Raw genomic sequence first — 9,599 nt, 5'->3', positions numbered from 1 at the left:
ATCGATGCTGACCTCCTCCCAGCCAGCATCTTGAATCACGAACCGAACCGCTTGGGAATCCCAACCAGACTCACACAAGCATGATCATGCTCTAGGCGCGCCGCCGGAGCCCGTTCATCGCCCAGCCTCCAGCCCGTTAAAGTTGATGAAGTTGACGACCCCCAGGGAGTCGTCAATTTGGCTCGGCGGCCGCCCCGGCTGCCGCCCCCGCACAGACCGCGCCGCTCGCCTCGAAGCCGCGCCTGATCGTCTGCGCCTCGACCCGCTTCGCGCCAAGGCGCGCCGCCACCACCGCGAGCGCCGCCTCGGGATCGTGCCGGCGTCCGCACAGGAAGATGTCGAGCGCGGCATAGCCATGCTCGGGCCAGGTATGGATCGAGATGTGGGATTCGGCGAGCAGGGCGACGCCGGTCACCCCCATTCCGGGGCCGAAGCCGTGGAGACGTATCTCGAGCAGGGTCGCCGCGGCCGCGGCCGCCGCTTCGGCGAGCGTGCACTCGATGAGGGCGAGGTCGTCGAGGCCAGAGCAGCCGTGTAGCTCGGCGACGAGATGGCGGCCGTCATAGGGGGCGGCGGGGCCGGTCACAGCAAGGTCCCGTGGGCATGGCCTAGCCGCGTCATCGCGGCCTCGGCGGCGCGGGTGCCGTGATAATGCGCCTCCTCGAACAAGGAGAGGCCGCTGAGGTCGGAATGGGCGAGATAGAGCGGCGGCTCGGCGGCCGCGATCCGCGGCGCCTCGGTCCACACCGTCCCCGGCGTCGGCCGCACCATCGCATGGCCCCAGCGCCACAGCTCGATCTCGCGCACCGCCCCGTCGAGTTCCGGGTTCATCGCGAGGAGATCGTCGAGCACCAGCCGCCGCCAGGCTGCCTCGTCCGTCTCGAGCAGGCGCCGCCGCGCCGCCGTCGGATCCTCGCGCGACAGCGGCATGTACCAGCTCAGCACCGTTCCGGCCGGCCGCGCCTCGCTTTGGTGGGTGGCGACGACATAGCCGAGCGATTCCCCGGTCGCCGAGACATTGTCCCAGGCGAGCGGCGCGCCGCGTCCACCGGGAAGCCGGTCGACGGTGACGTTGGCGACCAGCCACGGCGCGTAGCTCAGCGAGGTCGAGCGCGGCACCAGCCCGGGCGCGACCCGCTCCGCGACGAAATGCGGCATGGCGAGGATCGCCGCCGCCGCCCGGGTGCGGACGGTGCGGCCGGCGGCGGCGTCGAAGCTGTCGACGAGGACGGAGTCGCCGTCGCGCGCGACCCGGTGGACGATCCGGCCGGACCGGATCGAGGCCGGGAAGGCGGCCGCCATGAATCGGGCGAGACGGTCATTGCCCTCGGGCCAGGTCAGGACATTGTCGCCGTCCGCGCCCGCCGCCCAGCCGCGGCGGCCGGCGAAATAATGGATGCCGGCCCATGCCGACACCTGCCCCGGCTCGCAGCCATAATCGTCGCGGGTGCAGTAGCGCAGATAGGCATGGAGCACCGGCGAGCCCCAGCCCTGCGCCCGCAGCCAGTCGCCGAAGCCGATCCGGTCGAGCGCGAGGAGGTCGGCATCGCGCGAGCTGTAGGCGACCGGGGTGGCGAAGGCGGGACGGCCATCCGCTCCGACTCGGGCCTTGAACGCCTCCATCGCGGCGTGGAAGGCCTCGAAATCGGCCTGGTCGCGCGCGGTGAGGCCGGTGCGGGGGATCAGCCCCTCCTGCCAGCGGCCGCGCCACAGCAGCCTTTCCTGGAGGTCTCCGCACAATTGGTAGGGATCGTAGACCGGCGCGCCTTCCGCCTCGCCGGTCAGCGCGCCGGCCCGGCGCAGCAGGTGGCGGACGGCGCCGGCTTCGCGATTGGGGATGGGCAGATAATGGGCGCCGAGCGGATAGGCGGAGACGGCGTTGCGGCCGCTTCGCGAATTGCCGCCGACCCGGTCCTCGAGCTCGAGCAGCCGGAAGTTGCGAAAGCCCGCCTCGGCCAGCGTCCACCCGGCGGCGAGGCCGGCGATGCCGCCGCCGGCGATGACGATCGCCGTTTCCTCGGTGACGCTCGGCGGCGGGAAGCCGCCCTGGCGCAGCCGATGGCCGCGCTCGAGGTCGGCGCCGCGCAGCGCGGTGGCCGGCGGCGGCGGCTTCAGCATCTGCCAGCCGAAGCCGACCAGCGCCGCCGCCCCGGCCGTGCCGAGCCCGGCGATCACCGCGCGGCGAATGGGGTCAGCCTTCATAGCGGCCCCATTCCTCGGAGAAGAGCCGCACCAGCGCCTGGTTGTCGAGCCGGTTCACCGGCGCCGGCCGCCGCGCCATGTCGGGCGGGAAGTCGAACAGCCGCTCGGCGCCCTCGGCGGTGAGGAAACGCCCGCCCGCCGGGATCCGGACGGCAGCGGGGATGGCGCCATGAGCGGCGAGGATGAATCCCCATTCGCCGAAGCTCGGGACGTAGGCGTGATAGGGCCGGATATTCAGCCCGACCGATTCCAGGGTCGCCGCTACCGACCAATAGGCTTGCGGCGCGACCAAAGGCGAGGTGCTCTGGACGGACATCATGCCGCCGGGCGCCAGCAGCCGCGCCACCTCGCGGTAGAAGCTGTCGGTGTAGAGCTTGCCCAGCGAGAAATCGACCGGATCGGGCAGGTCGACGACGATCGCATCGTAGCGCCCCTGCGCCTCGCGAGCCCAGCGGAAGCCGTCGGCATTGATCACCCGCACCCGTCGATCCTGGAAGGCGTTGCCGTTGAGCCGGGTGAGGATGCCGCTCCGGGAGAACAAGCGGGTCATTGCCGGGTCGAGATCGACCAGCGTGACATGCTCGACCCCCGGATGCTTGAGGATCTCGCGGACGGCCAACCCGTCGCCGCCGCCCAGCACGAGCACCTCGCGCGGCGCCGTGACCCGGCCGAGCGCCGGATGCACCAGCGCCTCATGATAGCGATATTCGTCGCGCGAGGAGAATTGGAGGTTGCCGTTGAGGAACAGCTTGAGGTCGTCGCCGCTGCGGGTGAGGACGATGCGCTGGAACGGCGTCGACGCCGCGTAGAGGATCGGGTCCTGGTAGCTCGCCGTCTCCGCCCAGCGCTGCACCCGCTCCGCGGCTATCATGCCGACGGCGAGGACGGCGAGGATCGCCCAGGCGGCCGCCTGCTCGAGCCGGAGCTCGCGGCGCCGCGGCACCACGAGGATCAGCGCCAGCGCCACCGCGGCATTGGCGATGCCGAACAGGAAGCCGGTTCGGATCATTCCGAGATGAGGGACGAGCAGGAGCGGGAAGAGCAGGGACGCGGCGAGCGCGCCGACATAGTCGAAGGTGAGGACGGTGGAGACCACTTCGCGGAAGTCGAAGCCGTCGCGCAGGATCCGCATGAGCAAGGGGATTTCGAGGCCGACGAAGAAGCCGATCGCGAGCACGATCGTGTAGAGGGCGACGCGGAAATGGTCGACCATCGGGAAGAGCAGGAACAGGGCCGCCGCCGAGCAGCCGCCGACCAGGGCGATGAGCAGTTCGACCCGGACGAACAGCCGCAGCGGATCGCGCCGGACGTAGCGCGAGCACCAGCTGCCGATGCCCATCGCGAACAGATAGGTGCCGATGACGGTCGAGAATTGGGTGACGCTGTCGCCGAGCAGATAGGAGGCGATGGTGCTGGCGAGCAGCTCGTAGACGAGGCCGCAGGTGGCGACGACGAAGGCGGAGGCGACCAGGGCCGCCGCCGGGGCGCTCAGGCGCCGCGGGGAAGAGGCCTCGGAACCATGCCGGCGTCCCACATCCGCGGCGGCCGAATCAGCCATGAATCGCCGCGGCGATGATGATCGACAGGCCGATCGCGACCGATCCGGCGAAGATGGCGACCGCCTTGTTCTGCTTGTCGTTGATCTGCTCCCACAGCTTCCCCGGGGTCAGCATGTCGAGGATGAAGAAGCCGACGACGAAGACCAGGATGCCGATCCCGGCATAGACGAGGCTGTTCAGCAGCACGGGCAAAGATGTGGCCATGTTCGTCTCCTATTTGTGGGTGGGGCCGTAGACGCCGCCGACGCGCGGCGCGGTTCGGCCGCCGTCGGCGAAGGGCGAGTAGGCATAGACGGTGCCGGCCAGGAACAGGCCGCTGATGCCGAGGCACCACAGGCCGAACAGGAAGGTGCCGCGGTCCATCGTCAGTCCTCCTCGTCATCCTCGGCCACCGGCGCGAAGTCGCTCTCGCCCTTGCGCGCCGATTCGAAGCTCATGTGGCGGAAGATGACGAAGATGAGCGGCAGCAGGATCAGGATCGCCGCCAGCAGGAAGTTGGAGAAGAAGACCGTGCCGGTGCGAACCTCCAGCCGGACGCTTTCCGGCTCGGCGCCGCTCGAGCCGCCGCCCCAGCGATTGCCCTGATAGTCGACGACGAGATCGTAGGTGCCGGCCGGCACCGCCGCCAGCTTCACCGTCGCGCTCCGGCTGCCCTCGCTCCAGGCGCCGTCGGAATCGCGGCCCGAATAGCGCTCGGCGGCATCATAGGCATTCCAGCTCGCCTGCGTCGCCCGGTCGACCAGCGAATAATCGAGATCGACCCAGGCATTGTCGAGCCGCGGCACCTCCGCCTCGATCGCGACCATCTGATAGGCGCGGCCGACGGTCACCGGTCCGAGCGTCGCCGTCCGCTGCACGCCGTCGAGCGCGATCGGCAGCTCCGCGCGAAGCAGGGTGCTGCCGCCGCCGAACAGGAGGGCGAGCAGGATCAGGAAACCGACGGCGGCGAGCGCCAGCATCGCGCGCCGCTTCAGCGCCGGGCGGTAGGGCGAGGGCTGGTGCGGAAGTGGCGGCCAGGACCGGCGCGGCGGCTCCACTCCGAACGCCGCCTTGATCTCCTTCGGCTCCAGCCAGCGCGACAGCGACCAGCTGACCTCCTGCTCGTTCGCCTCGCGCGAGAGCATCCAGCCGGGACGGACATAATCGTCCGTCTTCACTTCCTCGCCCGCCTTCACCCGCCAGTAGAATTCGCCGAGGACATAATCGACCTGGGCGACTCCGTCGGCAAAGAAGGCCTCGTAGCGCTGGCCGTCGAGACTGAGGCCGTGCGCCCAGTCCGGCGTACGGGTCAGCTGCTCGCCGAAGCTCCAGCCGCGGCCATTGCTGATCAGCCAGCGATAGGCGTGATAGGGATTGAACAGCAGATATTCTTCCCAAGGGTAGGATCCGCCCTCGGACCGGCGCAGATAGCCGATCGCCTCCCACTCGACACCGTCCAGCGTGCCGCGCGTACCGAGGGGGATCTCGAGCTCGGCCGCGGCCTCGTGATATTCGGTGATCAGCCTGACGTCGGGATTGGCGACGTCGAGCAGGCTCCCGCAATAGAGGCAGGCGACGGTGACCGTGTAGCCGGCGGCGCGAAGCTCGATCGTGCCGCCGCAGGACGGGCAGCTCAGCGCCTTGACCGCGGGAGCCGGCGCGGGGAAAGCGGCGGGAGCGGGAGGCGCCTCGGTCGCCAATTCAGCCTCCGAAGGCCGGCACGCGCCAGCCCTCGATCGGCCGCAGCCCCCGGACCTGGAGCTCCGCCAGGGTCACGTAGCGGCCGTCATAGAAGCTCGACAGCGTCGCTTCCCGCTGCAGGCTGGCGACGCGGCCGGTGGGCGATCGGAAATCGACGCTGTAGATCGACCAGCCCGGCGGCGCGGTGAAGGGAAGCTCCCCCTCCGACGCGATGCAGGTCGCGGGGCGGGCATCGGCGACGGTGAAGGGGTCGCCGTCGATCCTGAGTTCGGTCCCGACCAGCACCGTCCTGCCGTCGATGAGCAGCCGGAATACCGGATCGGTGATGTCGCCGATCGGCCGCTCCCTGAGCAGCATGAACTGGCCCATCGCTTCCGCCAGCCAGCCGTCGGAGCCGTCGTCGAACAGGACCAGCCACTCGTTCCACGAGCCGTCTTCCCAGCCCCAGCGCACCCGGCCGATCACCTCGAAGCGGCGGGGGTCGAAACTGCCGGTGGTGCCGATCGCGATCGGACTGACGTCGAAGGGCAGCGCCGCCGCCTTGCCGACCGCCTCGATGCCGTCGCCGCTGCGCACCAGGATGGTGCGGCAATAGTCGCAGACCCGCGACGGCAGAGCCGGCGAGCGGAACTGCACCTCGGCCCCGCAATTCGGGCAGGAAATGCTGAGCACCCCCGGCTCGCTCTTAGCGGATCCGGCCCAGCAACTCGGCTTTCTTGGTGTCGAACTCTTCCTGGGTGATCGCGCCGATGGTGAGCAACTTGTGCATCCGTTCGATCAGCGCGAACGGATCCTCGCCCGGTGCCGGGGCGGCACCGCCGCCGCCGCCGCCGCCACCGCCCGTTCCGAGACCGGTCGCCATCGCCTGGCCGATCGCCATGCCGACCCCGGCGCCCGCGCCGATCCCGGCCATGCCCCCCGAATTGTCGGCCGCCTTCTCGATCGCCTCGGCGGTCTGGAACTTGGCGTAGCGGTCGAGATCGCCGAGCACGCGCATCGAGCTCGCTTTGTCGAGATGCTTCTGCACCTCCTCGGGGAGAGAGAGGCTCTCGACATAGAAGCTCTGCACCGACAGGCCCCATTGGGCGAAGGCGGCCTGGACCGCCTCCTTGAGCTTCTCGGAGAGGGCGGTCTGGTTGGCGGCGAGGTCGACGAAGGGGATGGCGCCGCCGCCGAGGCCGGTCGCCATCGCGGTGGCTATTGCCGCCTTGAGCTGCGGCTCGAGAGTCTCGACCCGGATCTTGTCGAGCGTGCCCATGATCCTGACCGCGAACGGGCCGACATCCTCGATACGGAACGAATAGCTGCCGAAGGCGCGGATCCGGAGCGGCCCGAATTCCTGGTCGCGGACGGTGATCGGCTGGGCCGTCCCCCATTTGAGCCCGATCTGCTCCTTCTGGCTGAAGAAATAGACGTCGGACTTGAACGGCGACTTGAACGCCTTGTCCCAGTTCATCAGCGAGGTGAGGATCGGCAGGTTGGCGGTCTCGAGGGTGTGGAGGCCCGGACCGAACACGTCGGCGACCTGGCCTTCGTTGATGAAGGCCGCCATCTGCCCTTCGCGCACCGTCAGCTGGGCGCCGTTCTGGATCTCCCGGTCCTGCATCGGATAGCGGACGGCCAAGACGCCCGGCTCCTCGACCCAGTCGATGACGTCGATGAATTGCTTGGAAAGAAAGTCGAAAACGCCCATCGGTCCCTCCCTCTCATCGCATAGTAGCGGCAAGCGGACGGGGGCGAAACCGGAATCGGACGAGCGTGGCAGGTCGCGGAAGGACTCCCCCTCCCGTAGGGAGAGGGTTGGGGTGAGGGGGTTCTGAGTCTGAGGAACCTCGCGAAGGCCGAGCACCCCCACCCTACCCTCCCCCTCGAGGGGGAGGGATTCAGGCAGCCTCCGTTCGAGCGCCTCCATCGTCCCCCAGCGCCTCGGCCAGGCTCGCCAGGTCCGCCGCGATCGGTCGGGCGCTCGCCTCGCGGTCGAGGATCGCCGCCAGCGCGGGCGGGGGCGCCAGCGTCTCGCCGACCAGCGGCTCGACCACGTCGGCGAACTTGTAGGGATGGGCGGTGGCGGCGGCGATCCAGACGCGCTCGCGGCGCCGGTCCTCGCCGAGGCGGGCATAGGCCTCGGCAGCGGTCGCCGAATGCGGGCACCAGACATAGCCGGTGCGCTCGAACTCGGCGACGATGCGGGCACGGATGGTCTCGTCCTCGACCCGCTCGACCTCGACCTGCGCGACCGGATCGGGCAGCTGTGCCAGCCGCTCGAAATTGCTGGGCGCGCCGACGTCCATCGCATTGGCGATCGTCTGCAGCGAGGGGCCGGGCGAATAGGCGCCGCCGAGATGCCAGTCGAGCAGGGTGCGGTTGGAATTGGTCGCGCAGAGGATCGGGCCGACCGGAAGGCCGAGCGAGCGCGCCCACAGGGCCGCGACGGCATGGCCGAGATTGCCGGTGGGGATGACGAAGCCGGGAGCGGTACCGGTCTCGCGATGCACCTCCAGCGCCGCCTTGGCGACATAGACCATCTGCGGGAGCAGCCGCCCGACATTGATCGAATTGGCCGAGGTCAGATGGTGGCGCCGCGACAATGCGGAGTCGGCGAAGGCGGCCTTCACCAGCCGCTGGCAGTCATCGAAATCGCCCGCCACTTCGAGCGCGCGCACCGGCGCGTGCCAGCAGCCGAGCTGGTGCTCCTGGAAGGCGGAGACGCGGCCGCGGGGATAGAGGATGATTGCAGCCACGCCCTGCCGTCCCTCCGCCGCGCAGCCGACCGCGCCGCCGGTATCGCCCGACGTGGCGACGAGGATGGTCAGCGGCCCCGCCTCGTCGCCGAGGCGGTCGAAGCAGGCGAGCAGGAAGCGGGCGCCGAAATCCTTGAAGGCCCCGGTCGGCCCGTGGAAGAGCTCGAGCGCCCGAAGGTTCGCATCGGCGGGATCCGGCCGAACGACCGGCGCAGGGAAGTCGAACGCCTCGGCGCAGATCGCCGGCAGCTCGGCCGCGAGCGGATCGCCGCCGAAGAAGGGCGCGAGCAGGGCCGAAGCCAAAGGCGCCAGATCCTCGCCGGCAGGGAGTGTCGACGGATCGACCGAAATGGATTCCGCGGAAACGTAGAGCCCGCCGTCGGGCGCCGCGCCATTGCGGATGGCTTGCGAGACCGGGACCGCGGTCGCGCCGCCGCGGGTGCTGACGAACCTCATCGGCCGGCGCTCGCGAGAGCGGCCTCGCGGACCCACTCGACCCGGACGCCCTCCGAATCGACGGGTGCACGATAGGCGCGGGCGTCGAGGCCGCAGCGCGCGAAGGCGGCGGCCATGGCCGAGGCGACGGCATCCGCCTGCTCCTCGAGCGCCCAGGCGAAGACGGAAGGGCCGGAGCCCGAGAAGGAGCAGCCGAGCGCGCCGGCGGCCAGAGCGGATTCCTTCACCGCCGGCAGGGCCGGGAGGAGATGCTCGCGCTGCGGCTCGACGAGCAAATCCTCGAAGCCGGCGCGCAGCAGCTCGAGATCGCCGGTGGCGCAGCCGGCGACGAAGGAGGCGAGCCGGCGCGAATGCTCGACCGCGAGCTGCATCGGCACCTCGCTGCGCAGCAGGCGGCGCGCCGAGCGGGTCTCGATGGTGGCGGACGGATGGAAGAGGATCGACACGATCCCGACCGGCGCTGGCAGGCGATAGACATAGGCCGGGGATTCGCTGGCGACGATGGCGAGGCCGCCGAACAGGCTGCCCGCGACATTGTCCCAGGGCGGCGGATCGGAGGAGACGCGCTCGCCCGCCAGCGCGAAGGGCAGCAAGTCCTCGCGGTTGAAAGGCTTGGGCAGGAGCGCGTTGACCGCGGCCGCGCCGGCGACGGCGGAGGCGGCCGAGCCGCCCATGCCGCCGCTCACCGGCACGCCCTTGCGGATCGACAGGCTGGCGCCGAAATCGGCCCCCGCCGCGTCGAGCACCGCGAGGGCGGCCGCCAGCGCCGTGTTCTTCTCGGGGCTGTCGGGAAGGCTGGAGACGAGGCCGCTGACCGCCGCGAGGCGGACGCCCGGCCGGCCCTCGCGCACCGCGACGATCTCGTCGCGGGCGGCGTCGAAGGCCTGGCCGAGGACGTCGAAGCCGACGCCGACATTGCCGATGCTGGCGGGCGCGGAGGCGCAAGCGGTCCCGATCATCA

The 9,599-nt window shown here is 70.3% G+C and carries 10 protein-coding genes; all 10 read right to left on the bottom strand.

Annotation, left to right across the window (positions count from 1 at the left end; translation table 11 throughout):
- Positions 1-172 precede the first annotated feature (172 nt).
- The 10 genes from speD to DDE10_RS21305 all read right to left on the bottom strand — a co-directional run bounded on the left by speD (position 173) and on the right by DDE10_RS21305 (position 9,597).
- Positions 173-586: an adenosylmethionine decarboxylase gene (gene speD / locus DDE10_RS21345; RefSeq protein WP_114954828.1), complete on the bottom strand. Its 414-nt coding sequence runs from the start codon at positions 584-586 to the stop codon at positions 173-175.
- Entirely contained in the window at positions 583-2,202 is a 1,620-nt protein-coding gene (locus tag DDE10_RS21340) for an FAD-dependent oxidoreductase (RefSeq protein ID WP_114954827.1), read from the bottom strand. Before DDE10_RS21340 ends, speD begins: the two co-directional genes overlap by 4 nt.
- A complete protein-coding gene (locus DDE10_RS21335; RefSeq protein WP_114954826.1) occupies positions 2,192-3,760 on the bottom strand; it encodes a polyamine aminopropyltransferase in 1,569 nt (522 codons plus the stop codon). Before DDE10_RS21335 ends, DDE10_RS21340 begins: the two co-directional genes overlap by 11 nt.
- Positions 3,753-3,965, bottom strand: coding sequence for a DUF350 domain-containing protein (locus DDE10_RS21330; RefSeq protein ID WP_114954825.1), 213 nt, complete (start codon positions 3,963-3,965; stop codon positions 3,753-3,755). The genes DDE10_RS21335 and DDE10_RS21330 overlap by 8 nt, the downstream gene beginning before the upstream one ends.
- 9 nt (positions 3,966-3,974) lie before the next feature.
- Positions 3,975-4,124, bottom strand: a complete 150-nt coding sequence (locus DDE10_RS23965; RefSeq protein WP_284734809.1) for a hypothetical protein — start codon at positions 4,122-4,124, stop codon at positions 3,975-3,977.
- 2 nt (positions 4,125-4,126) lie between these two features.
- Positions 4,127-5,440 carry a DUF4178 domain-containing protein gene (locus tag DDE10_RS21325; RefSeq protein ID WP_114954824.1) on the bottom strand — a complete coding sequence of 438 codons (1,314 nt, stop codon included), beginning with the start codon at positions 5,438-5,440 and terminating at the stop codon, positions 4,127-4,129.
- 1 nt (position 5,441) lies between these two features.
- The gene (locus tag DDE10_RS21320; protein ID WP_114954823.1) at positions 5,442-6,113 is read right to left on the bottom strand and encodes a DUF4178 domain-containing protein; all 672 of its coding nucleotides are present in this window, start codon (positions 6,111-6,113) and stop codon (positions 5,442-5,444) included.
- Positions 6,114-6,126: 13 nt separating this feature from the next.
- Positions 6,127-7,134 (bottom strand): SPFH domain-containing protein, encoded by a 1,008-nt coding sequence (locus DDE10_RS21315; protein WP_114954822.1) that lies wholly within the window; start codon positions 7,132-7,134, stop codon positions 6,127-6,129.
- Between the two features lie 190 nt (positions 7,135-7,324).
- Positions 7,325-8,638 carry a threonine synthase gene (thrC, locus tag DDE10_RS21310; protein ID WP_114954821.1) on the bottom strand — a complete coding sequence of 438 codons (1,314 nt, stop codon included), beginning with the start codon at positions 8,636-8,638 and terminating at the stop codon, positions 7,325-7,327.
- The gene (locus DDE10_RS21305; RefSeq protein WP_114954836.1) at positions 8,635-9,597 is read right to left on the bottom strand and encodes a homoserine kinase; all 963 of its coding nucleotides are present in this window, start codon (positions 9,595-9,597) and stop codon (positions 8,635-8,637) included. The genes thrC and DDE10_RS21305 overlap by 4 nt, the downstream gene beginning before the upstream one ends.
- Positions 9,598-9,599 lie beyond the last annotated feature (2 nt).

Origin of the sequence: Sphingosinicella terrae (assembly GCF_003347635.1) — a bacterium.
GTDB lineage: Bacteria > Pseudomonadota > Alphaproteobacteria > Sphingomonadales > Sphingomonadaceae > Allosphingosinicella > Allosphingosinicella terrae.
The sequence above is the reverse complement of the archived record's forward strand: the minus strand, read 5'-3'. Positions and strand labels throughout refer to the sequence as shown.

Coding starts and splice junctions, on each gene's coding strand:
- DDE10_RS21340 (WP_114954827.1), bottom strand. CDS start 2,202: ATGAAGGCTGACCCCATTCGCCGCGCGGTGATCGCCGGGCTCGGCACG.
- DDE10_RS21335 (WP_114954826.1), bottom strand. CDS start 3,760: ATGGCTGATTCGGCCGCCGCGGATGTGGGACGCCGGCATGGTTCCGAG.
- DDE10_RS21330 (WP_114954825.1), bottom strand. CDS start 3,965: ATGGCCACATCTTTGCCCGTGCTGCTGAACAGCCTCGTCTATGCCGGG.
- DDE10_RS23965 (WP_284734809.1), bottom strand. CDS start 4,124: ATGGACCGCGGCACCTTCCTGTTCGGCCTGTGGTGCCTCGGCATCAGC.
- DDE10_RS21315 (WP_114954822.1), bottom strand. CDS start 7,134: ATGGGCGTTTTCGACTTTCTTTCCAAGCAATTCATCGACGTCATCGAC.
- thrC (WP_114954821.1), bottom strand. CDS start 8,638: ATGAGGTTCGTCAGCACCCGCGGCGGCGCGACCGCGGTCCCGGTCTCG.
- DDE10_RS21305 (WP_114954836.1), bottom strand. CDS start 9,597: ATGATCGGGACCGCTTGCGCCTCCGCGCCCGCCAGCATCGGCAATGTC.